Genomic DNA, 23,004 nt, shown 5'->3' with positions numbered 1-23,004 from the left:
CCATGGAGGAAGCCTTGAAAAACAACATCCCGCTCCGCTTTGCCGCCACCGCGTGGCTGGCCATCGCCCTGCCCGCGTCCGCGCTGCAGATCACCAGCGTTTCACCCCAGGGCGAAGTGGCCCGGGTGCGCCAGGTGGTCGTCAAGTTCAACGACAGCGCCGTCAACTTCGGCGACGCCAAAGCCCCCGCTCCCGTGTCGCTCAGTTGCAGCGACGCCCAGGCCACCCGGGGCAACGGCCGCTGGACCAGCGACCGCGAATGGGCCTTCGAGTTCGAGAACGACCTGCCGCCCGGCGTGAACTGCACAGTGCAGGTGAAAAGCGGCTTCAAGTCGCCCAAGGGCTTGGAACTGCCCGTGACCCGCACCGGCTTCAACACCGGCGGCCCGTTCGTGCAGCAGGTGCGCCCGGGCCCCTCGTCGCGCATCGACGAAGAACAGTATTTCGTGCTGCGGCTCAACGGCGCGGCGACGGCGGCCAGCCTGCAGTCCCAGGTGTGGTGCGCGGTCGAGGGCCTGGGCGAGCGGGTGCCGATCCGGCTCATCGAAGGCAAGGACCGCGGCGAGCTGCTGAAAGCCAACGGCTGGGACAAGCTGGCGGACAAGGAGCCGCAGCGTTATGTGACGCTCTCGTGCAACCGCCGCTTCACGCCCGACACCAAGGTCTCCCTCGTGTACGGCAAGGGCGTGGCCACACCCTCGGGCATTGCGAACACCGTGGAGAAGCGCTTCGACTTCCAGGTGCGCGAGGCCCTGACGGTCGGCTTCAGCTGCGAGCGCGAGAACGCTCAGGCCGCCTGCCTGCCGATCCGGCCGATGACGCTCAACTTCAGCGCGCCCGTGCCGCGCAAGCAGGCCGAGGGCATCCGCCTGAAGTCGGCCCAGCAGACGCACAAGCCGGTGTTCGAAGAAGAGAACGCCGACGGCGACAGCGTGGTCACCGAGCTGACGTTCAAGCCGCCCTTCGCCGAGCAGGCCGCGTTCACCATCGAACTGCCGAAGAACTTCAAGGACGACGCCGGCCGCACACCGGTCAATGCCGACAGCTTTCCGCTGCCGGTGGCCACGGGCGCCATGCCCCCGTTGGCCAAGTTCGCCGCCTCGCCCTTCGGCATCGTCGAACGTTTCGCCGAACCCGGCGGCACCCCGCTGCTGCCCGTGACCCTGCGCAACGTCGAGGCCGCGCTGCAGGTGCAAGGCCTCAGCCCCGGCCAGGTGAACGACCTGCAGCCCAAAACCGACGCGGAGATCATTGCCTGGTTCCGCAAGCTGCAGCGCTACGACCAGTTCAACGTCTCGCGCAAACAGGCGCAGGCCGACACGGTGGGCCCGCTGCCCAAGGTGCTGGAAGACCGGGACAAGCGCTGGGTCGAGTCGCGCGCCGTGTCGCTGCTCAAGGGCCAGGCCGGCGTGAAGGCGATGAGCCTGCCCCAACCCGCCGCCAGCGACCCGCGCCCCTTCGAGGTGGTCGGCATCCCACTCACGCCGGGCTTCCACGTCGTGGAGATCGCCTCGCCTGCCCTGGGTGGCGCCCTGCTGGACGCACGCTATGGCGGCTCGCGCACGATGTACGTGCGCACCTCCGCCTTGGTGACCAACCTGGGCGTGCACTTCAAGCTGGGCCGCGAAAACGCGCTGGCCTGGGTGACGACGCTGGACAAGGGCAAACCCGCCGCGGGCGCCCTGGTGCGCGTGTCCGACTGCGCCGGCAAGGAAGTGGCCACGGCCACCACCAACGCCCAGGGTGTGGCCGAGCTCAAGGGCGTGCCGCCGCAAGCACCGCGCTGCAACAGCGGGGACGGTGAAAGCACGCAGGCCTATTTCGTCAGCGCGCGGCTCAAGGACGGCGCCACGGAGGACATGGCCTTCACCTGGAGCGACTGGTACCGGGGCATCGAGCCCTGGCGCTTCAACGTGCCGACCAGCCGCGACCCGCGCCCGGACGCGCGCGCCCACACGGTGTTCGACCGCACGCTGCTGCGCGCCGGCGAGACGGTGTCGATGAAGCACCTGATCCGCACCGAAACCAGCCAGGGCTTCGGCCTGCCGGAAACCCTGCCCGACACCCTGGTGATCACGCACACCGGCAGCGGCCAGCAGTTCACGCAGCCCGTGGCCTGGCGCAAGACGGCCACGGGCGGCCAGAGCGCGGAGAACAGCTTTGCCGTGCCGGCCGGTGCCAAGCTGGGCAACTACGAGGTCGTGCTCAAGAGCGCCGACGAGCGCCAGCGCCAGTACAGCAGCGGTGAATTCCGCGTGGAGGAGTTCCGGCTGCCGGTGCTCGAAGGCCGCATCGCGCCGCAGGCGAACCAGGCGCTGGTCAACGTGAAGACCGTGCCGACCCAGCTGCAGGTCAGCTACGTCTCGGGCGGCGGCGCGGCCAACCTGCCGGTGCGCGTTTCGGCCCTGGTGCGCGACAAGGCCCTGAGCTTCCGCGACTTCGACGGCTTCAGCTTCCAGCCGCCCCGCGCGGACGGCGCGCCGGGGCATGAAGACGGCGAGGAAGAAGCCGCCGCCTCGCAGGACCAGCGCGTCATCGCGGACAAACTGCCCGTCACGCTGGACCGCAACGGCGCGGGCGCGCTCACCATCGAGCAGGTGCCCACCGCCCCTCAGCCGCAGGAACTGCTGCTGGAGGCCACCTACGCCGACCCGAACGGCGAGGTGCAGACGCTGCGCAGCGTGTCCACCGTGTGGCCGGCGAACGTGGTGGCGGGCATCAAGACCGAAGGCTGGGTGTCGGCCAGCCAGAAAATCAAGTTCCAGGCGCTGGCGCTGGACCTGGCGGGCAAGCCCGCGGCCAAGGTCGCGCTGAGCGTGAAGGCCGTGGCCCACATCACCACCACCAGCCGCAAGCGCATGGTGGGCGGCTTCTACACCTACGACAACCAGACGCAGACCAAGGACCTCGGTACGGTCTGCAGCGGCCAGAGCGACGCGCGCGGCCTGCTGCTGTGCGAAACCAAGCTCGGCGAACCGGGCGAGGTGGAACTCATCGTGACCGCGCAGGACGCGGCGGGCCTGAGCATCCAGGCCGCCAGCTCGGTGTGGGTCACGCGCCAGGGCGAGCTCTGGTTCGGCGGCGAGAACCACGACCGCATCGACCTGCTGCCCGAGAAAAAGAGCTACCAGCCCGGCGAGACCGCGAAGTTCCAGGTGCGCATGCCGTTCCGCTTCGCCACCGCGCTGCTGACGGTGGAGCGCGAAGGCATCCTCGAATCGCAGGTGGTCCAGCTCAACGGGCAGGACCCGACGGTGCAACTGAAGATCCAGGAAGGCTGGGGCCCCAACGTGTACGTGAGCGTGCTGGCCCTGCGCGGTCGGCTGCGCGAGGTGCCGTGGTACTCGTTCTTCACCTGGGGCTACAAAGCCCCGCGCGAGTGGTGGACCTCGTTCTGGTACGAGGGCCGCGAGTACGTGGCGCCGACCGCGCTGGTGGACCTGAGCAAGCCGGCGTTCCGCCTGGGCCTGGCCGAGATCCGCGTCGGCACGCGGGCGCACCAGCTCGATGTGAGCGTCAAGGCCGACCAGGAGACCTACCCGGTGCGCGGTCAGGCGAAGGTGACCATCAGCGCGAAACTGCCCAACGGCCAGCCGGCGGCAAACGCGGAAGTGGCGCTCGCGGCGGTGGACCAGGCCCTGCTGGAACTCATGCCCAACCGCAGCTGGAACCTGCTCGACGCCATGCTGCAGCAACGCGCCTGGGGCGTGGAGACGTCCACCGCGCAGATGGAGATCATCGGCCGGCGGCACTACGGCCGCAAGGCGGTGCCGGCCGGTGGCGGCGGCGGCAAGAGCGGCGCGCGCGAACTGCTCGACACCCTGCTGCTCTGGAACCCCAGGGTGACGCTGGACGCGAAGGGCCAGGCCGTCGTCACGGTGCCGCTCAACGACGCGCTCACCACCTTCCAGATCGTCGCCGTGGCCGACCTGGGCACCGGCCTCTTCGGCACCGGTCAGACCAGCGTGCGCGCCACGCAGGACCTGCAGATCATCAGCGGCCTGCCGCCGCTGGTGCGCGAGGACGACCAGTTCCGCGCGCAGCTCACCCTGCGCAACACCACCCAGAAGGCGATGAAGGTGGCCGTGTCGCCGCGCGCCACGCTGCTCGAGCTCGCGCCGCAGACGGTGGACATCCCGGCCGGTGAGGCGCGCGAGGTCGCCTGGACGGTGACCGCGCCCGCACAGCTCACGCAGACGCGCGCCGAGGCCATCCTGTGGGAGATCGAAGCGAAGGACACGCTGGGTGGCGCGAAGGACGCGCTCAAGGCCCGGCAGCGCATCGTGCCCGCCGTGCCGCTGGCGGTGCAACAGGCCACGCTGGTGCAGGTCGATGGCGCGTTCCACCTCGACGTGGCGCCGCCAGCCGGCGCGCTGCCGGGCCGGGGCGGCCTGAAGCTCGCGCTGCAGCCCAAGCTGGCCGAAGGCCTGCCCGGCGTGCGCGACTGGTTCGCCAACTACCCCTTCGTCTGCCTGGAGCAGAAGACCAGCAAGGCCGTGGGCCTGCGCGACGCCAGGCTCTGGCAGGGCGTGGTGGCGCAGCTGCCCAACTACCTCGACGCCGACGGCCTGGCCAACTACTTCCCGCCGCGCGAAGGCGATGCCAACCGCGGCAGCGACATCCTCACGGCCTACCTGCTGGCGGCCACGCACGAGGCGGCCACCATCGACCCGGCCTTCGGCCTGCCGGACGAGGTCCGCGCGCCGATGGAGCGCGGCCTGATCGCGTTTGTCGAAGGCCGCATCTCGCGCGAGTTCTGGAGCCCGCGCAAGGACCTGGACGTGCGCAAACTCGCCGCCATCGAGGCCCTCTCGCGCTACGGCAAGGCGCGCGGCCGCATGCTGGGCAGCGTCACCCTCGCGCCCAACCAGTGGCCCACCAGCGCGGTGATCGACTGGGTCAACATCCTCCAGCGCGTGAGCGACGTGCCGCAGCGCGAGCAGCGCCTGGCCGAGGCCATGCAGGTGCTGCGCGCGCGCCTGAGCTTCCAGGGCACGAAGCTGGTGTTCAGCACCGAGCAGGACGACTACTGGTGGTGGCTCATGGCCAACGGCGACGTGAACACCGCGCGCCTGATGCTCACCGTCATGAACGACCCGGCCTGGCAGGACGACATGGGCCGGCTGGCCAGCGGCTTCATCGGCCGCCAGCAAAGCGGCGCCTGGCACACGACGACCGCCAACCTCTGGGGCGGCCTGGCGCTGGAGAAGTTCTCGGCCAGGTTCGAGGCCACCCCCGTCGCGGGCACGACGCGCGCCACCCTGGGCACGGGTGCCGCCGCGATCGACTGGGCCAAGGTCGATCGGGTGAAAACCACCGATGCACTCGGCGCACCGAACCAGACGACCTGGTTCGGCGCCCCCGCCGGCCCGGGCAACCTGAAGAACAACACCGGTTTCCTGCCCTGGTTGGCCGACGGTGGCAAGGGCACCCTGAGCGTGGCCCACCAGGGCAGCGGCAAGCCCTGGCTCACGCTGCAGTCCCTCGCCGCCGTCCCGCTCAAGGCGCCGTTCAGCGCGGGCTACACGATCAAGAAGAGCATCACGCCGGTGGAACAGGCCGTGAGCGGCACGCACACGCGCGGCGACGTGTGGCGCGTGGCGCTGGAGGTCAACGCCTCCGCCGACATGACCTGGGTGGTGGTCACCGACCCGATCCCGGGCGGCGCGACCATCCTCGGCGGCGGGCTGGGCCGCGATTCGCAGATCGCGACCTCGGGCCAGAAGAGCCCGACCGGCAACGCCTGGCCGGCCTTCGAGGAACGCAGCTTCGAGGCCTACCGCAGCTATTACGAGTACGTGCCCAAGGGCGTGTTCAAGATGGAATACACCGTGCGCCTGAACAACGTCGGCGAGTTCTCGCTGCCGCCCAGCCGCGTGGAGGCGATGTACGCGCCCGAGATGTTCGGCGAAACGCCGAACGCCCGCGTGAAGGTGGAGGCCGTGCGGTGAACCTGCGCCACGCGCTCGCGGCGACCGCGCTCGGCCTGGGCCTGGCGCTGCCGGCACAGGCCTTGCCAAGCTTCGCCGAGGTGCACGCCGGCTGGCGCTCGTCCGAGGCGCGGGTGCTCGATCGCCAGGGCGAGCTGCTGCAGCGCGTGCGCATCGACCACCAGGTGCGCCGGGGCGAGTGGATCGCGCTGGCCGACGTGTCGCCCGCGCTGCGCACGGCCCTGGTGCTCAGCGAGGACAAGCGCTTCCACGAACACAGCGGCGTGGACTGGCGCGCCGTCTCGGCCGCGGCCTGGGGCAACCTCTGGAACAGCCGCACGCGCGGCGCCTCGACCATCACCATGCAGCTGGCGGCCCTGCTCGACGAGCCCGATGGCGAGCTGCAGCGCGGCGCGGGCGGCCGCCGCCTGACGCAGAAGCTCGGCCAGGCGGTGGCCGCGCAGCAGCTGGAGCGGCGCTGGCGCAAGGACCAGATCCTGGAGGCCTACCTCAACCTCGTGCCGTTCCGGGGCGAACTGGTCGGCATCGATGCGCTCTCGCGCACGCTGTTCGGCAAGGCCGCCCACGGTCTGGACGAGCGCGAAGCCGCCGTGGCCGCCGCCCTGGTGCGCGCACCCAACGCGAAACCCGCGCAGGTCGCGCAGCGCGCCTGCGGCGTGCTCCAGCTCATGCAGGCCGGCACGCCGGTGGACTGCGGCGAAATGAAGATCCTGACCACCATTGCCCTGCAAGGCCGCGAATTCACCGCCAGCGAAGGCATCGCGCCCCACCACGCCCGGCGCGTGCTGGCGGCCGGGCCCGCGCAGACGGTGCGCTCCACCGTGTCCGCCCCGCTGCAGCGCTTCGCCGTGCAGACGCTGCAGCGCCACCTGCGCGAGCTCAAGGGCCGCCACGTGCAGGACGGTGCGCTGGTCGTGCTCGACAACGCCAGCGGCGAGGTGCTGGCCTGGGTCGGCTCCTCGGGCGAGCTGAGCGCCGCGTCGGAGGTGGACGGCGTGACGGCGCCGCGCCAGCCCGGCTCCACGCTCAAGCCCTTCCTCTACGCCCAGGCCATCGCCGAGCGGCGCATGACGGCCGCGTCCCTGCTGGAGGACTCGCCCGCCGCCATCCCCACCACCAGCGGCCTCTACATCCCGCAGAACTACGACCGCCGCTTCAAAGGCTGGGTGTCCGCGCGCACCGCGCTGGCCTCGTCGCTCAACGTGCCGGCGGTGCGCGCGCTGGTCATGGTCTCGCCCGACGCGTTTCACCACCAGCTTGGCGCGCTCGGCCTGCCCCTGCGCGAGCCCGCCGGCTACTACGGCTACAGCCTGGCCCTTGGCAGCGCCGAGGTGCCGCTGCTCGCGCTGACGAACGCCTTCCGCACGCTGGCCAACGGCGGGCGCCACGGCCCCGTGGGTTCGCCGCCGCAGGCCGCGCCGGCCATCGACCCGCGCGCCGCCTTCATCGTGGGCGACATCCTGAGCGACAGCAACGCGCGCGCGCGCACCTTCGGCACGGACAGCATCCTGGCCACGCGCTTCTGGGCCGCCGTGAAGACCGGCACCAGCAAGGACATGCGCGACAACTGGGCGGTGGGCTGGTCCGAGCGCTTCACCGTCGGCGTGTGGGTGGGCAACGCCAGCGGCGCGCCGATGTGGGATGTGAGTGGCACCAGCGGCGCGGCACCCGTCTGGGCCACCGTCATGCAGCACCTGCACGCCCACACGCCCAGCCGCGCGCCGCGGCCACCGGCCGGCCTGGTGCAGGCGCGCGCCTCGTTCGAAGGCACGGATGGCGCGCGGCCGCTGGAAGCGGCGCGCAGCGAATGGTTCCTCGCCGGCACCGAGCAGGCCCGCTTCGCGATGGACACGCCGGCCCCGGCGAGGGCGCCGGGCAGCGCGCTGCGCATCCGCAGCCCGGCTCCGGGCACCATCGTCGCCCTGGACCCGGACATCCCGCCCAACCGCCAGCGCCTGAGCTTCGTGGCCAGTGGCGCGGGCGGCCGCTGGCGCCTGGACGGCAAGCCCCTGGGCCAGGGCACCCGGCTGCAGTGGCTGCCCTGGCCGGGCCGGCATGTGATGCAACTCACCGATGCGCGCGGCACGGTGCTGGACGAGGTGCGTTTCGAGGTGCGCGGCGCGGGAGTGAAAGAGCATGCAAGAAGCCATTGACCTGAGCACCCTGCGCGTCGTGGTGGCGGCGGCCGACCTCGGCTCCATCAGCGCCGCCAGCGAACGCCTGCAGCTGGCGGTGGCCGCCGCCAGCTCGCGCATCACGGCGCTCGAGGAGTCGCTGGGCTTCCGCGTGTTCGAGCGCTCGTCGCGCGGCGTGCAGCTCACGCCGGCGGGCCAGATGCTGGTGCAGCGCAGCCGCGCGCTGCTGACCGACGCCGACCGGCTGGCCCAGCACCTGCGCGGCTACAGCGAGGGCCTGCAAGGCCATGTGCGCGTGCTGGCCAACACCTCGGCCCTGCTCGAGGTGCTGCCGCAGCGGCTGGCGCAGTTCATGAAGGCGCACCCGCTGATCCGCATCGACCTGGAGGAGCGCGGCAGCCCCGAGATCCCGCTCGCGCTGATCGAAGGCCGCGCCGACTTCGGCGTGGTGGACCTGCCCGTGCCGCCCGCCGGCCTGGCCTTCACGCCCTTCTTCAGCGACACCCTGGTGCTGCTCACGCCGCGCTCGCACCGCCTGGCGACGCGCCGCCGGCTGCGGCTGGCCGACGCGCTGGACGAGCCCTTCATCACGCTCACCGACGGCACCGCCCTGTCCAACCGCCTGCTCGCCTCGGCCGCCGACGCGGGCCAGCCGCTGCACGTGCGCATGCGCATGCGCGGCTTCGACGCCGTGTGCCGCATGGTGGCCGCCGGCCTGGGCGTGGGCGTGCTGCCGCTGGAGGCGATCGCGCCCCAGCTGGCGCACCTGCCGCTGGCGGCGGTGCCGCTGTCCGACCCCTGGGCGCGGCGCACCCACCACATCGCCACCCGCACCGACGCGCCGCCGGCACCGGCCGCGCTCACGCTGATCCGCGCACTGACCTCCCGCTGATCGGGCTTTCGCGAAACGCGAAAGCGGCCTTTGCCGCACGCCATTGCGGCCCACGCGGGGCCGTTCCTACACTGGCCCCCAGACCCCACAACACAAGCGCCGCCGCCCCGGCCGCGCCGGAGACTTCATGAAAATCGCCCGCGTCAGCGCCACGCCGCTGAACCTGCCCGTCACCGTGCAATCCCCCAGCCGCAGCCAGACCACCAGCCTCTCGGTCTGCCTCGTCACCATCGAAACCGACACCGGCCTCATCGGCACCGGCATGACCGCCATCACCGAGGAAGAGGTGATCGGCAGCATCGTCAACGACATCGCCGCGCACCACCTGGTGGGCATGGATCCGATGCGCCACGAGCAGGTCTGGGAGCGCCTCTACTGGCTGCTCACGCCGCGCGGCCAGTCGGGTTACGCCAGCCACGCCATCGCCGCCATCGACCTCGCGCTGTGGGACATCAAGGGCCAGGCGCTGGGCGAGCCCTGCTGGCGCCTGCTCGGCGGCGCGCGCGCCGAGGTGCCGGTGTACGCCACCTTCGGCTTCAACTTCTTCGACCGCGACGAGCTCGCCGCCGCTGCGCGCGAGTGGGTGGGCCGGGGCTTCTCGCGCCTGAAGATGACGGTGGGCCACCACGCGCTGCAGCGGCGCGACGAGCCCCGCCCGCTGGACCAGGTGATCGCCGAAGACGTGCAGCGCATCCGCGCGGTGCGCGAGGCGGTGGGGCCGGACGTGCAGATCTACATCGACGCCAACTGCAGCCTGGACTACTTCCACGCGCTGTCGCTGGCCAGGAAGGTGGAGCCCTACGACATCAGCTTCTTCGAGGAGCCGGTGTCGCAGAACGACATTCCCAACCTCGCGCGCCTGCGCGCCAAGACGTCCATCCCGCTGGCCGCCGGACAGAACGAAGGCCTGGCCTCGCGCTTTCGCGACATGCTGGTCGCGCAGGCGGTGGACGTGGTGCAGCCCAACGCCTGCATCAGCGGCGGCTTCACGCAGTGCAGCCGCATCGCGGGCATGGCAGCGGCCTTCAACACGCGCTTCGCCAACGGCGGCGCCTGGCCGCACCACAACATGCACCTGCACGCCGGCCTGGCCAACGGCTCGCTGGTGGAATACCACTCGGTGGCCGTGCAGTGCTGCGAGCTGGTCTTCGACGACCTGCCCAAACCCGAGCGCGGCGTGCTGCGCCTGCCCGAGACACCGGGCCTGGGCTTCAAGCCCAACCCCGAGCGGCTGGCGGAACTCGCCAGGCGCCCGGGCTCGCGCGGTGCCGGCAAGGCCTGAAAAAGATTCCCCACGATAAAAACGGAGACAAGACATGCAGAACCTCAACAACCGCTTCTCCCTGGGCCGGCGCTCCGCGCTGGTCCTGGCCCTGGCCGCGACCCTCGGCACCAGCGCCTGGGCGCAGGCCTGGCCCAGCAAGCCGGTGCGCCTGCTGGTCGGCTACTCGGCGGGCGGCGGCGTCGATGCCATGGCGCGGCTGATCGCGCCGCGCCTGTCCACGCTGCTCGGCCAGCAGGTGGTGGTGGACAACCGCACCGGCGCGGCCGGCCTGATTGCGGGCGACGCGGTGGCGCGCGCCGCGCCGGATGGCTACACCCTGATGCTGGGCGACAGCTCGCTGCTGATCGCGCAGCACCTGCAGCCGCGCATGAGCTTCGACCCCATCAAGGCCTTCACGCCGGTGGCGGGTGTGTTCACCCTGCCGCTGGTGATCGTGGCGAACAACGAGGTGCCCGCCAAGACGCCGGCCGAGTTCGTGAAGCTGCTCAAGGACAACCCCGGCCGCTACTCCTACGCCACCTCGGGCGTGGGCACGGTGCACCACCTGGGTTTCGAGATGCTCAAGGGCCAGGCGCGCACGTTCGTCGTGCACATCCCTTACCGGGGCGCGTCGCAGATCGTGCCCGACGTGATGAGCGGCCAGGTGCCCTTCGGTGTGGTGAGCGCGACCTCGGCCATCGCCCAGGCCAAGGCAGGCAAGCTGCGCGCCGTGGCCGTGATGAACCCGGTGAAGCTGGCCGGCGCCGAAGACATCGCGCCGCTTTCCGACGCCCTGCCCGGCTTCTCCGCCGTGCCGCGCCTGTACGTGCTGGCACCGGCCGGCACGCCGGCCGCCATCGTGGAGCGCCTGAGCGACTCGCTGCGCACCGTGATGGAAGCGCCGGACATCGCGCAGATCGCCGCGCAGCAGGGCGCCGTGCCGGCCTACATGCCGGCCGGACCCCTGGCCGCCGACATCGTGCGCGAGTCCGCCGAGTGGGGCAAGGTCATCCGCGAGCAGAAGATCACCGCGCAGTGAACCCGTGGCCCGACTCGGGCTCGCGCTCAGGTGCAGGGATCGGGCTGGGGCACCTCGGTGCAGCGCCGGTAGGCCTCGGGTTTGAGGCCGCCGCCGACCACGCGGTACTGGTCGAAGCACGCGGCGCTGGCCAGGTAGCGGTGCCAGCGCGCCTCGCACGCGCTGGTGCCGGGCGGCAGCGGCGCATCGGCCGGCACGGCCCGGGCCCGGTGCTGCGGCGGCACCTGGGTGCCGTAGACGGTCTGGCCGCGCTCGTCCACCCAGCGGAAGACATCGGCGGCCAGGGCCGCGCCGGGCAGCGCCAGGGCGACGACAAGGGTCAGGGCGTTCAGCTTCATGGCGGTGGGACTCCCGCGACCCGGGGGCGGTTCCGCCGTCCGTCCCCCCAGCGCTGCGGCACCGCAGCAAAAATTTCAAAGCCGCGCCACCCGCTTTCACAAGCGAGGGCCGGGGCGCGCGGCTAACATGCCACGACACCCAAAACACCGGAGACTTTCGAGATGACCGTGATCACCAACGTGGAGGACCTGCGCGTCCTGGCCCAGCGGCGTGTGCCCCGCATGTTCTACGACTACGCCGACAGCGGCTCGTGGACCGAGGGCACCTACCGCGCCAACAACGCCGACTTCCAGAAGATCAAGCTGCGCCAGCGCGTGGCGGTGAACATGGAGAACCGCAGCACGCGCAGCACCATGGTGGGCCAGGAGGTGGCGATGCCGGTGGCGATCGCGCCCACCGGCCTCACCGGCATGCAGCATGCCGACGGCGAGATCCTGGCCGCGCGCGCCGCGCGCAAGTTCGGCATCCCGTTCACGCTCTCCACCATGAGCATCTGCTCGATCGAGGACGTGGCGCAGCACGCGGGCGAAGGCTTCTGGTTCCAGCTCTACGTGATGCGCGACCGCGCTTTCATCGAGCGCCTGATCGACCGCGCCAAGGCCGCGAAGTGCAGCGCGCTGGTGCTGACGCTGGACCTGCAGATCATCGGCCAGCGCCACAAGGACCTGAAGAACGGCCTGACCGCGCCGCCCAAGATGACCCTGGCCAACATCCTCGACATCGCCTGCAAGCCGCGCTGGGCGCTGGGGATGCTGGGCACCAAGCGCAAGCAGTTCGGCAACATCGTCGGACACGTGAGCGGCGTGGAGAACATGGGCAGCCTGGGCGAGTGGACCGCCAAACAGTTCGACCCCTCGCTCAACTGGGGCGATGTGGAATGGATCAAGAAGCGCTGGGGCGGCAAGCTGATCCTCAAGGGCATCCAGGACGTGGAGGACGCCAAGCTGTGCGTGGCCTCGGGCGCGGACGCGCTGATCGTGAGCAACCACGGCGGCCGCCAGCTCGACGGCGCGCAAAGCAGCATCGAGGCGCTGCCGGCGATCGTGGATGCGGTGGGCAGCCAGATCGAGGTGCACATGGACGGCGGCATCCGCAGCGGGCAGGACGTGCTCAAGGCGCGCGCGCTCGGTGCCCGGGGCGTCTACATCGGCCGGCCCATGCTGTACGGCCTGGGGGCCATGGGCGAGGCCGGCGTGAGCAAGTGCCTGGAGATCCTGCACAAGGAGCTCGACCTCACCATGGCCTTCTGCGGCCACACGCAGATCGAGAAGGTCGATAAAGGCATCCTGCTGCCGGGCACGTACCCGACCTGACCGTGAGGGCGGCACCACTGCCGCTATGCTCACCGCCGTGACCTCTCCCACGGCCCGCATCCGGCGCATCGCGCACCTCGACATGGACGCTTTCTTCGCGTCCGTCGAGCTGTTGCGCTACCCGCAGCTCAAGGGCCTGCCGGTGGTGATCGGCGGCGGGCGGCGGCGCGAGGACGACATGTTCGCGCGGCTGCGCGAGACCTACCCCGAGCGCGAATGGACCGGCGAGGACCTGGCCCACATCCCGATCGAGTTCTTTCCCCTGCTGGAACACTACGTCGGCCGCGGCGTGGCCACCACCGCCACCTACGCGGCGCGCCAGTTCGGCGTGGGCTCGGCCATGGGCCTGATGAAAGCGGCCAAGCTCTGCCCGCAGGCCATCCTGCTGCCGGTGGACTTCGACGAGGTGCGCCGCATCTCGCGCCTGTTCAAGCACACCATCCGCGAGATCGCGCCGGTGATGGAAGACCGGGGCGTGGACGAGGTCTACATCGACTTCACCGACGTGCCCGGTGGCCAGCGCGAGGGCGGGCGCGTGCTGGCGCGCCTGATCCAGAAGAGCATCTTCCAGGCCACCGGCCTGACCTGCTCCCTCGGCGTGGCGCCCAACAAGCTGATCGCCAAGATGGCGAGCGAATTCCAGAAGCCCAATGGCATCAGCATCGTGCACATGGACGACCTGCAGACGCTGATCTGGCCCCTGCCCTGCCGCAAGATCAACGGCGTGGGCCCCAAGGCCGATGCCAGGCTGCAGGGCCACGGCATCCACACCATCGGCGACCTCGCGCAGCGCGAACGGCCCTGGCTGGTCGAGCACTTCGGCAAGAGCTATGGCGCCTGGCTGCACGAGGTGTCCTGGGGCCGCGACGAGCGCGTGGTGCAGACCGAGAGCGAGCCCGTGAGCATGAGCCGCGAGACCACCTTCGACCGCGACCTGCACGCCGTGCGCGACCGCGCCGAGCTCGGCGCCATCTTCACCCAGCTGTGCGAGCAGGTGGCCGACGACCTGCAGCGCAAGGGCTACGTGGGCAAGACCATCGGCGTGAAGCTGCGCTACGACAACTTCCAGATCGTCACGCGCGACAGCACGATCGCCCATTTCACCAGCGACGCGAGCAGCATCCGCCGCCATGCCGGCCTGTGCCTCAAGCGGGTGGACCTCACGCGCCGCATCCGCCTGCTGGGCGTGCGCGTGGGCTCGCTGGCCAAGCTCGGCGAGGTGCCGCCCGAGCCCGAGCGCCCCCCGGAGCCGGCCCAATTGTTCTGAGGCCGCGCGGCCGCCATTGACGGAAGCTGACGCCAAACTTACAGTGTCAGAGACTGGATGTCAGCCGCATTCCCGAGGGGTCTGCCATGAATCTCTGTCTCAGGCTTGACGAGTTGGAGCGCATCAAACGCTGGCACGTGGCGCACCGCCGGGACCACCCGCTGGAATACCAGCTGTGGGACGGCATGCTCACGTTCTGGGTGATGGGCTGGGTGGGTTGCGTGCCGGCCTTTTTCTCGGAGGCCCTGTGGCTGCTGCCCTTCTGCGTGATGGGCATCTGGGCGCCCGGGCTGTACGTGCGCTGGCGCCGCAAGGTGCACCGGTCGCACCGCCTGCGCTGCGACTGGCTGGGGCCGTACAACTGAGCGGCGGGCCGTCCGGGCCGGGACAGTCCCCGTGGCGCGCGCGGACTACAGTGGTCCGTTGCCCACCACCACCGAGACCAGCCCGCCATGACCGCACCGACCTGCTTCACCCTCAGCACGACCGACCACATTGCCCACCTGGTGCTGAACCGGCCCGCCGAGCTCAACACCATGCACCCGACCTTCTGGCGCGAGCTCGACGAGTTGCTCACGCGGATCCACCACGAGGGCCAGGCGCGCGCGCTGGTCATCAGCAGCACGGGCAAGCACTTCAGCGCCGGCATGGCGCTGGAGACCTTCGGCGGCGCGATCCAGATGGACGACCAGAGCCCCGAAGGCCGCGCGGCCATCTACGACCTGCTCACCGACATGCAGGCCACCTTCACCAAGATCGAAAACCTGCGCATCCCGGTGATCTGCGCCATCCAGGGCGGATGCATCGGTGGCGCGGTGGACATGGTCACGGCGGCCTGCATCCGCTACGCGAGCGCCGACGCCTTCTTCTGCATCCAGGAGATCAACATCGGCATGGTGGCCGACGTGGGCACGCTGCAGCGCCTGCCCAAGCTGATCCCCTTCGGCGTCGTGAAGGAGCTGGCTTACACCGGCCGCCGCCTGCCCGCGGGCAAGGCGCTGGGCCACGGCCTGGTCAACGAGGTGTTCGACACCGCCGAAGCCACGGTGGCCGCCGCGCTGCAGTGCGCGAAGGAAATCGCCGCCAAGCCCCCGGTGGCGATCTGGGGCACCAAACAGGCCGTGACCTACGCGCGCGACCACTCGGTGGAAGACAGCCTGCGCCAGATGGGCTGGCTGCAGGGCACGGTGTGGAGCAACGCCCACGTGCGCGAGGCCATCAGCGCGATGAAGGACAAGCGCGCCGGCCAGTTCTCGCCGTTGGCCGAGCTGCCATCGTTCAAGGCCCTGGGCTAGGACAGACGGTACGTCGCCAGGTGCAGGCTGGTCTCGGTGCTGCTGATGCCGCGGATGAGGCGGATGCGCTCCAGCACCTGGGACAGCTCCGCCAGGCTGCTCGCGCGCAGCTCGGCGAGCAGGTCCCAGCGGCCATTGGTGTCGTGCAGCTCGGCCACGCCGGGCTCGCCCAGCAGGCTGGCGATCACCGCGCGCGTCTGGTTGCCTTCCACCGCCACGCTCATCCAGGCGCTGATCTCGTCGGGCTTGGCATCGGGCCGCAGGCGCACCGTGTAGCCCACGATGACCCCGCTGTCCTCCAGCCGCGCGATGCGGTTGGTGACCGTGCCGCGCGACACGCCCAGCTTCTTGGCCAGCGCGGCCACGTTGGTGCGCGCGTCCTTGCGCAAAAGGCCGATCAGTTGCTGGTCCAGGGCGTCCATTCGGGCATTATGCGATCCGAGGCTGACTTTTTGACAATTTTCTGTCGAAATTCAAGCACAGTTGACGATTTACATTGAGCGAGCGCTTGGCGACACTGAGGACATCACCCAAGGATTCCCCATGAAAGCCGCCACCTCGTCCTCCCTGCCCACCCTGTTCCTCAGCGCCCAGGATGTGGCCACCCTCGTCCACCGCCTGGGCCTGCCCGCCGCGCTGGACCGCCTGGCCGGCACCCTGCACGCCGACTACCTGCGCTGGCCCTCGTTCGACAAGTCGGCGCGCGTGGCCAGCCACTCCACCGACGGCGTGATCGAGCTGATGCCGATCGCCGACGACACCACCTACGCCTTCAAGTACGTCAACGGCCACCCCAAGAACACCCAGAGCGGCCTGCCCACGGTGATGGCCTTCGGCGTGCTGGCCGAGGTGGCCACCGGCGTGCCCGTGCTGCTGAGCGAACTCACGCTCACCACCGCGCTGCGCACCGCCGCCATGTCGGTGGTGGCCGCGCGCGCGCTGGCCCGCCCCAACAGCCGCCGCATGGCGCTGATCGGCAACGGCGCGCAGAGCGAGTTCCAGGCCCTGGCCTTCCACCACCTCATGGGCATCGACGAGATCCGTCTGTACGACACCGACCCCGCCGCCACGCGCAAGCTGATGGACAACCTCGCGGGCCAGCCCGGCCTGAGGCTGCTCGCCTGCGACAGCATCGCCCAGGCGGTGCGCGGCGCCGACATCGTGACCACCGTCACCGCCGACAAGACCAACGCCACCATCCTCACGCCCGACCTGATCGAGCCCGGCATGCACATCAACGGCGTGGGCGGCGACTGCCCGGGCAAGACCGAGCTGCACCCCGACGTGCTGCGCATGGCCTCGGTCTTCGTCGAGTACGAGCCGCAGACCCGCATCGAAGGCGACCTGCAGCACCTGCCCGCCGACTTCGCCGTGACCGAACTCTGGCACGTGCTCGAGGGCAACGCCCCCGGCCGCGCCAGCGCGGCGCAGGTCACGCTGTTCGACTCGGTCGGCTTCGCGCTGGAAGACTATTCGGCCCTGCGCTTCCTGCGCGAGGTCGCGGGCGAGCTCGGCCTGGGCCAGGCGCTGCCGCTGATCCCCGCGCTGGCCGACCCGAAGGACCTGTTCGGCCTGCTGCGCCGGTCCGAGCCCCGGCAGGTGGAGCTGGCGCTGGCGGCCTGAGGCGGCCGCTTTCGCTACGATGGGCGTCCCCCATCGTTCGCCAGCGCATGAAAACCTTTCACAACCCCCACCACGCCGGCCACGCCGGCCAGCAGGAAATGTTTCGCGGCCGCATGGTGCCCTGCCATGAGGTGCCCGCGCGGCTGGACTTCGTGCTCGCCGAACTGCAGCGCCGCCCGCTGGGGACCCTCACCCCGCCGGCCGTGGACGCCGCCGCGCTGGACGCCGCCATCGCCCGCGTGCACGACGCGCGCTACCTGGCTTTCCTGGCCACCGCCTGGGACGACTGGGTGGCCATGGACCCGGCCAACGCGCAGCGCGACGCCCTGCCCTCGGTGTGGCCGCTGGCCAACCGGCACGGCTTTCGCAACGACGTGCTGCCGCACAACTTCGCGGCGCGCCTGGGCCTGTTCTCCTTCGACTCCGGCTCACCCCTGACCGCCGGCACCTGGGCCGCCGCGCGCGGCGGCGCGGCCTGCGCGCTCGCGGCGGCGCAGGCCGTGGCGGGCGGTGATCGCAGCGCCTTCGCGCTCTCGCGCCCGCCCGGCCACCACGCGGGGCCTGATTTTCTGGGCGGCTACTGCTTCCTGAACAACGCCGCGATCGCCGCGCAGGCGCTGCGCGACGCCGGCCACGCCAAGGTGGCGGTGCTGGACGTGGACTACCACCACGGCAACGGCACGCAGACCATCTTCTACGAACGCGCCGACGTGCTCACGGTCTCCCTCCACGGCGACCCGGCGACCGAGTACCCCTTCTTCCTCGGCCACGCGGACGAGCGCGGCGCGGGCGCGGGCACCGGTTTCAACCTCAACCTGCCGCTGCCGCGCGGCACCGGCGTGCAGGCCTGGCGCGCGGCACTCGACACCGCCCTGCGCGCGGTGAGCGATTTCGGTGCGGATGCGCTGGTGGCGCCCCTGGGCCTGGACACCTTCGAGGGCGATCCGATCTCCGGCTTCACGCTCCAGACCGGCGACTACGCCGCCGTCGGCGCGGCGCTGGCCAGCGCGGGCCTGCCCACGGTGTTCACCTTCGAGGGCGGTTACGCGGTGGACGAGGTCGGCACCAACGCCGTCAACCTGCTCGAAGGCTTCCAGCGGGCGGCCTGAGCACCCGGCTGAATCCAGGCGCGCCCCGGGTGCGTATCCAGAGGGCCATGAAGCCCTCACCACCCCCTCAACGCCCCGACATTCCCCGCCCCACCGCGCGCGGTTCCCGCCCCGTGCTGGTGTGGAGCCGGCCCGGCAATGCCCCGCAGGAGCCCCCGCAGCCCCACAATGCGCGCATGAGCGACCAACCCGACGACACCCTCATCGCCCTGCTCGACCGCATCGCCCAGCGCGACGAGGCCGCGCTCAAGGGCCTCTACGACCTGGTGTCGTCCAAGCTCTACGGGTTGTCACTGCGCGTGGTGAACAAGCACGAATGGGCCGAGGACGTGCTGCAGGAAACCTTCCTGCAGATCTGGCGCTCGGCCGGCGACTACCGCGCCAGCCTGAGCCCGCCCATGGCCTGGCTCGGCCTGATCGTGCGCAGCCGCTCACTCGATGCCCTGCGCCGGCGCAGCGCCGAGCGCGCCCACCTCACCGACGAAATCGACGACGTGATGGCCGACACGATGGAGGGCACGTCTCCCAACCCCATGGACGTGAGCCTGGCGAGCCAGCAGGCCTGGGCGCTGCACCAGTGCCTGGGCCAGCTGGAAAGCCGCCAGCGCGAGGTGGTCAGCCTGGCCTACCTGCGCGACCTGAGCCACAGCGAGCTGGCCGAGCAGCTCAAGCTGCCGCTGGGCACGGTCAAGACCTGGATCCGCCGGGGGCTGGACCAGCTGCGCACCTGCATGGCGCGCTTCGCGTGAGGACCTCGCCATGAACCTCATGAAACACCCCGAACTGCTGGACCAACTGGCCGCGGCCCACGCGCTGGGCACGCTGCGCGGCGGCGCGCGCCGCCGCTTCGAAGCCATGGCGCGCGAACAGGCGCCGGTGCGCGCCGCCGCCCTGGTGTGGCAGAGCCGCGTGGCCAGCATGAACGAACTGCAGGCCCCGAGCGAGCCGGCCCCGGCGGTCTGGACGCGCATCGAGAACCTGGTGCGCGCCGACAACGACCAGCAGGCCATGGCCGCCGCGCGTGCCACCCCACCCAACGGCCGGGGCGGCTGGCTGCGCAGCCTGGCGCTGTGGCGCGGCGCCACCGCGGCCGGCGCCCTGGCCACCGTGCTGGCCGTGGTCACGGCCGTCGGCCTGCGCGACAACCTGGGCACGCGAATCAGCGAGCTGCAAGCCCAACTCGAAGCAACGCCGCAGGTGGAGTACGTGGCCGTGCTGCACGACGACCAGGCCAGCGCGTCCATGCTGGTCACCTTCGATCCCAAGAGCAGGAAGCTCACGCTGCAGCGCGTGAGCGGCTTCCAGGAAGCGAGCGACAAGTCGCTGCAGCTCTGGGCGCTGCCGCCGTCCGGCGGCCCGCGCTCGCTCGGCGTGCTGGGTCAGGAGCGCCTGCTGCAGCTCGCCGCTGGCGAGGGCGATGTGCGCGAGGTGCCGACCCTGGCGATCAGCCTGGAGCCCAAGGGCGGCGTGCCGAGCGAGCGCGGCCCCACCGGGCCGGTGCTGTTCAAGGGCGCGCTGATCCAGAAGATGCTCTGAACCAGCCGGCTCACTGCCGCGCGGTGCGCACGTTGGCCGGCGGCGATTGCGGGTGGCTGCTGCGCCAGGGGTTGATGTCCAGCCCGCCCCGGCGCGTGTAGCGCGCGTAAACCGTGAGCTTGGCCGGCTTGCAGCGCTGCCAGACATCCATGTAGATGCGCTCGACGCACTGCTCGTGGAATTCGTTGTGGTTGCGAAAGCTCACGATGTACTGCAGCAGGCCGGCCTGGTCGATCTGCGGGCCGCTGTAGCTGATCTGCACGCTGCCCCAGTCGGGCTGGCCGGTCACCAGGCAGTTGCTCTTGAGCAGGTGGCTCACCAGGGTCTCGGTCACGGGCTGCTCATCGAGCGCGGCCGAGAGCAGCTCGGGCGCGGGCTGGTACCGCGTGCACTCCACGTCGAGCCGGTCGATGGACAGGCCGCTGAGTTCGTGCACCGGCTCGCGGTCGAAGTGCTCGGGCAGCAGCAGCTTCACGCCGGCGCTGGCCTGGATCGGGCCGCCGTGCCAGATCGCGGCGCTCACGTCGGCGCGGATGCGGTCGCGCACCGCGTCGGCGCTCGGAAACGGCGTGTTGTTGAAGCTGTTGAGGTAGAGCTTGAACGACTTGCTCTCCACGATGTGCGTGCTCTCGCAGGGCACGGTGATGTGAGCCAGCGCGACCATGGGCTTGCCGCGCGGGTTGAGCCAGCTCAGCTCGAAGGCGGTCCAGAGGTCGGCGCCCAGAAAGGGCACGCTGCCGGTGATGCCGATCTCGCGCCGCTTGGTTTCGCGCGGCAGCGGAAACAGCAGCGAGGCGTCGTACTGGTCGACGTAGGCCGAGGCGCGGCCGAGCTGGGACTGTTCGGGGGTGTTCTGGGACATGAGAGTGTCAGATGAATTCGCGTTCGCGCAGCCACTTGGTGGCGACCCATTTTTCGCCCTCGATCACGGGCGCGCCGCCGTGCAGCGTGCGGGTGGAGGGGTGGGGCCGGTCGTAGCTGAAGAAGACGGCGTTGCCGCGCACCGGCGCCACCTCGAAGCCCACGTCGGGGAAGGTGGTGCCGCCGCCGCGCGCGGGCTCGTTGAGGTACATCACCAGCGTGGCCACGCGCTGGCCGCCGCGCCGCAGGATGGTGGGCGTGCCCGGCTCGGCGGGATCGAAGTAGTCGTAGTGCGGCTTGTACTCGGCGCCGGGCTTGTAGTTGAGCACCTGGAAGCCCTCGCCGTTCTCCAGCGGCCAGTTCAGCAGCCGCGCGATGCGCGCCTCCACGGCGGCCACCTCGGGCGTCTGGCCCCGGGTGAAGAACATGCCGCTGCTGGTGCGGTCGGGGTTGAGCTCTTCGCCGCCGGTCTTGGTTTCCACCGTGAGCGAGCGCGCCAGGTGCGGGCGCGCGGATGCGATCAGCGCCTCGCACTCTTCGGCGCTCAGCAGGTTGCCCAGCACCACCACGCGCGGGTGGTTCAGCGTGGCGATCACGTCCACCAAACGGTCGCCCGCGTCGATCTGGCGCGGGGACTGGCTCAGAGCGAAGTCGGGCACCGGCACGCCCGCCGCGGTGGAAGCCGCATCGGGCTGGGCCGCAGGCGCGACCACCGGGGGCTTGGCGGCCTGGGCGCGCAGGTGCTCGCGCAGCGTGCTCTCCAGCGCCGCCACGGCCACCGACTCCTGCCAGCCGGAGGACACCATGGAGGCCAGCACCACCTCGGGGGTGAAGCCGGCGGACGCCTGCTCGATGATCCAGCGGCGCAATTCGGGGGTGATGGTCTGGCTCATGTGTGTGTCGAGGCGGTCAGGCCTTCTGTTCGCGGCGGAACACCAGCCGGTCGGGCAAGGACGCGGCGGGCACGAAACGGTAACCCTCAAGGTCGAAGCCCTTGAGCTGTTCGGGCGTGGTGGCCCGGTGCGTCACAGCGTACCGCACCATCAGGCCGCGCGCGCGTTTGGCCATGAAGCTGATGACCTTATAGCCATCGGCCTTGCGCTCCTCGAAGGCGCAGGTGACCACACGCGGCAGCAGGGCCTTGCGGTCCACGGCCTTGAAGTACTCCTCGCTGGCGAGGTTGATCACCACCGGGCTCAGGTCGGCCTTGGCGCGCTGGTTGAGGTACTCGGCGATCTGGCGGCCCCAGAACTCGTAGAGGTTCTTGCCCCGGGCCGTCTTCAGGCGCGTGCCCATCTCCAGCCGGTAGGGCTGCATCCAGTCGAGCGGGCGCAGCACGCCGTACAGGCCGCTGAGGATGCACAGGTGCTGCTGCAGCCAGTCGAGTTCGGCCTCGCCCAGGGTCTTCGCGTCCAGCCCGCCGTACACGTCGCCGTCGAAGGCGAGCACGGCCTGCTTGGCGTTCTTCGCGGTGAATTTCGGGCGCCAGGCCTGGTAGCGCGCGACGTTCAGGCCCGAGAGCGCGTCCGACAGGTCCATGAGCTCGCCGATCTGCAACGGCGTTTTTTCGCGCAGCACCTCGATGAGTTCGGTCGAGTGTTTCACGAACAGCGGCTGGGTGTGGGTGGGCACGTGCGGGGGCGTCTCGTAGTCGAGCGCCTTGGCGGGCGAGATCAGGAAGAGCATGTCGGGCTGGAGGCGGGCAGGGCCGCAGAGGGAGGCGAACACGGAAGCGGCAAGGCTTCCCGGGGGAAGCCCTGATTATCCCCAACGGGCCGTGTTACTTCAGGTCACCGGCGAGAGACGCCAGCGTTTCCGGGGGCACTTGCAGGTGCGCCGGGTAGTGGGTGTGGTCGCAACCCAGCTTGACGGCCGCGCCGGCCAGCACCGCCGCGCGCATCGGGGCCGTGAGCTCGAAGCGCACGAAGTGCACGGCCGAGGTCTTTTCGTCGTTCTCGCGGTCCAGGTCCTCGTCGGCGATGGCGTACACACGGGCATGGCCCTCGACCTCGACGAACATGCGGTCTTCCACCCCGATGAGCCGCGCGAGTTCGCGCTTGCGCTCGTTGATGTCGATGTACTCGATCATCATCGTGGCCTTCCAGTTCGTGCCATCGGGCACCAGCGGCGCGTAGGCATCGATCTCCTGCTGGATGCCCTCCTCCTCGAAGATCTTCTCGATGCGCAGCATCTCCTGGATCTGGTAGCGCATGGTGGTCTCGCTCTCGAACTGCAGGTGCAGGTGTTCGCCCAGCTGCACGCTGCGCAGCCGGCGGTGCGCCATGATCTCGGGCTTGTGCACCTTGCGCCACTTGGTGTAGGCCTCCAGGCTCATGAGGGAGTCGGCGGTGATGCGGCCGGTGAGTTGCATGGTGGGTGC

At 70.6% G+C, this 23,004-nt stretch carries 19 protein-coding genes; 13 read left to right on the top strand and 6 right to left on the bottom strand.

Going from position 1 to position 23,004, the window contains the following annotated elements; all coding sequences use genetic code 11:
- The first annotated feature begins 2 nt into the window (after positions 1 to 2).
- The 5 genes from AC1Q9M_RS14305 (at position 3) to AC1Q9M_RS14285 (ending at position 11,281) form a co-directional block, all read left to right on the top strand.
- Complete coding sequence (locus tag AC1Q9M_RS14305) at positions 3 to 5,951, top strand: alpha-2-macroglobulin family protein (RefSeq protein ID WP_492434363.1); 5,949 nt, start codon at positions 3 to 5, stop codon at positions 5,949 to 5,951.
- Positions 5,952 to 5,953: 2 nt separating this feature from the next.
- Positions 5,954 to 8,104, top strand: coding sequence for a penicillin-binding protein 1C (pbpC, locus tag AC1Q9M_RS14300; protein WP_492434457.1), 2,151 nt, complete (start codon positions 5,954 to 5,956; stop codon positions 8,102 to 8,104).
- A complete protein-coding gene (locus AC1Q9M_RS14295) occupies positions 8,088 to 8,978 on the top strand; it encodes a LysR substrate-binding domain-containing protein (protein WP_382155049.1) in 891 nt (296 codons plus the stop codon). The genes pbpC and AC1Q9M_RS14295 overlap by 17 nt, the downstream gene beginning before the upstream one ends.
- A gap of 127 nt (positions 8,979 to 9,105) precedes the next feature.
- Positions 9,106 to 10,260, top strand: coding sequence for a mandelate racemase/muconate lactonizing enzyme family protein (locus AC1Q9M_RS14290; protein ID WP_444687257.1), 1,155 nt, complete (start codon positions 9,106 to 9,108; stop codon positions 10,258 to 10,260).
- 34 nt (positions 10,261 to 10,294) lie between these two features.
- Complete coding sequence (locus tag AC1Q9M_RS14285; RefSeq protein ID WP_382321503.1) at positions 10,295 to 11,281, top strand: Bug family tripartite tricarboxylate transporter substrate binding protein; 987 nt, start codon at positions 10,295 to 10,297, stop codon at positions 11,279 to 11,281.
- Positions 11,282 to 11,307: 26 nt separating this feature from the next.
- Here the strand turns inward: AC1Q9M_RS14285 and AC1Q9M_RS14280 are convergent, their stop codons facing one another.
- Positions 11,308 to 11,619: a DUF4124 domain-containing protein gene (locus tag AC1Q9M_RS14280; protein WP_382321505.1), complete on the bottom strand. Its 312-nt coding sequence runs from the start codon at positions 11,617 to 11,619 to the stop codon at positions 11,308 to 11,310.
- Between the two features lie 162 nt (positions 11,620 to 11,781).
- Between AC1Q9M_RS14280 and AC1Q9M_RS14275 the strand changes: the two genes are divergently transcribed.
- The 4 genes from AC1Q9M_RS14275 to AC1Q9M_RS14260 all read left to right on the top strand — a co-directional run bounded on the left by AC1Q9M_RS14275 (position 11,782) and on the right by AC1Q9M_RS14260 (position 15,495).
- Complete coding sequence (locus AC1Q9M_RS14275) at positions 11,782 to 12,933, top strand: alpha-hydroxy acid oxidase (RefSeq protein WP_492434359.1); 1,152 nt, start codon at positions 11,782 to 11,784, stop codon at positions 12,931 to 12,933.
- Positions 12,934 to 12,958: 25 nt separating this feature from the next.
- Positions 12,959 to 14,200, top strand: coding sequence for a Y-family DNA polymerase (locus tag AC1Q9M_RS14270; RefSeq protein WP_444687259.1), 1,242 nt, complete (start codon positions 12,959 to 12,961; stop codon positions 14,198 to 14,200).
- An 86-nt stretch (positions 14,201 to 14,286) separates the two neighbouring features.
- Complete coding sequence (locus tag AC1Q9M_RS14265) at positions 14,287 to 14,565, top strand: hypothetical protein (RefSeq protein WP_382155032.1); 279 nt, start codon at positions 14,287 to 14,289, stop codon at positions 14,563 to 14,565.
- A gap of 87 nt (positions 14,566 to 14,652) precedes the next feature.
- Positions 14,653 to 15,495 (top strand): enoyl-CoA hydratase-related protein, encoded by an 843-nt coding sequence (locus AC1Q9M_RS14260; RefSeq protein ID WP_492434357.1) that lies wholly within the window; start codon positions 14,653 to 14,655, stop codon positions 15,493 to 15,495.
- On the opposite strand, the gene AC1Q9M_RS14255 is transcribed toward AC1Q9M_RS14260, so the two are convergent.
- Positions 15,492 to 15,917, bottom strand: coding sequence for an Lrp/AsnC family transcriptional regulator (locus AC1Q9M_RS14255; RefSeq protein WP_382321513.1), 426 nt, complete (start codon positions 15,915 to 15,917; stop codon positions 15,492 to 15,494). The genes AC1Q9M_RS14260 and AC1Q9M_RS14255 overlap by 4 nt on opposite strands.
- A gap of 121 nt (positions 15,918 to 16,038) precedes the next feature.
- On the opposite strand from AC1Q9M_RS14255, the gene ocd reads away from it, so the two are divergent.
- The 4 genes from ocd to AC1Q9M_RS14235 all read left to right on the top strand — a co-directional run bounded on the left by ocd (position 16,039) and on the right by AC1Q9M_RS14235 (position 19,763).
- On the top strand, positions 16,039 to 17,118 hold the full coding sequence (gene ocd / locus AC1Q9M_RS14250) for an ornithine cyclodeaminase (RefSeq protein ID WP_444687260.1): 1,080 nt from the start codon (positions 16,039 to 16,041) through the stop codon (positions 17,116 to 17,118).
- A 47-nt stretch (positions 17,119 to 17,165) separates the two neighbouring features.
- Positions 17,166 to 18,227 (top strand): histone deacetylase family protein, encoded by a 1,062-nt coding sequence (locus AC1Q9M_RS14245; protein WP_492434354.1) that lies wholly within the window; start codon positions 17,166 to 17,168, stop codon positions 18,225 to 18,227.
- Positions 18,228 to 18,403: 176 nt separating this feature from the next.
- Positions 18,404 to 18,976: an RNA polymerase sigma factor gene (locus AC1Q9M_RS14240; RefSeq protein ID WP_382155019.1), complete on the top strand. Its 573-nt coding sequence runs from the start codon at positions 18,404 to 18,406 to the stop codon at positions 18,974 to 18,976.
- 10 nt (positions 18,977 to 18,986) lie between these two features.
- Positions 18,987 to 19,763, top strand: coding sequence for an anti-sigma factor (locus AC1Q9M_RS14235; protein WP_382321515.1), 777 nt, complete (start codon positions 18,987 to 18,989; stop codon positions 19,761 to 19,763).
- Between the two features lie 10 nt (positions 19,764 to 19,773).
- On the opposite strand, the gene queF is transcribed toward AC1Q9M_RS14235, so the two are convergent.
- From queF to AC1Q9M_RS14215, 4 genes are all read right to left on the bottom strand, one after another.
- The gene (queF, locus tag AC1Q9M_RS14230) at positions 19,774 to 20,625 is read right to left on the bottom strand and encodes an NADPH-dependent 7-cyano-7-deazaguanine reductase QueF (protein WP_382321517.1); all 852 of its coding nucleotides are present in this window, start codon (positions 20,623 to 20,625) and stop codon (positions 19,774 to 19,776) included.
- Between the two features lie 7 nt (positions 20,626 to 20,632).
- Positions 20,633 to 21,517, bottom strand: coding sequence for a 2OG-Fe(II) oxygenase (locus AC1Q9M_RS14225; protein WP_382155010.1), 885 nt, complete (start codon positions 21,515 to 21,517; stop codon positions 20,633 to 20,635).
- A 16-nt stretch (positions 21,518 to 21,533) separates the two neighbouring features.
- Complete coding sequence (yaaA, locus tag AC1Q9M_RS14220; protein ID WP_382325707.1) at positions 21,534 to 22,310, bottom strand: peroxide stress protein YaaA; 777 nt, start codon at positions 22,308 to 22,310, stop codon at positions 21,534 to 21,536.
- A 94-nt stretch (positions 22,311 to 22,404) separates the two neighbouring features.
- Positions 22,405 to 22,995, bottom strand: a complete 591-nt coding sequence (locus AC1Q9M_RS14215) for a DUF3501 family protein (RefSeq protein WP_382155004.1) — start codon at positions 22,993 to 22,995, stop codon at positions 22,405 to 22,407.
- Positions 22,996 to 23,004: the final 9 nt, after the last annotated feature.

The sequence above is a fragment of the Hydrogenophaga sp. GW823-FHT04C09 genome, from assembly GCF_058796355.1.
Note: the sequence above shows the minus strand (reverse complement) of the source record. Positions and strands in the feature narration are given on the sequence as shown.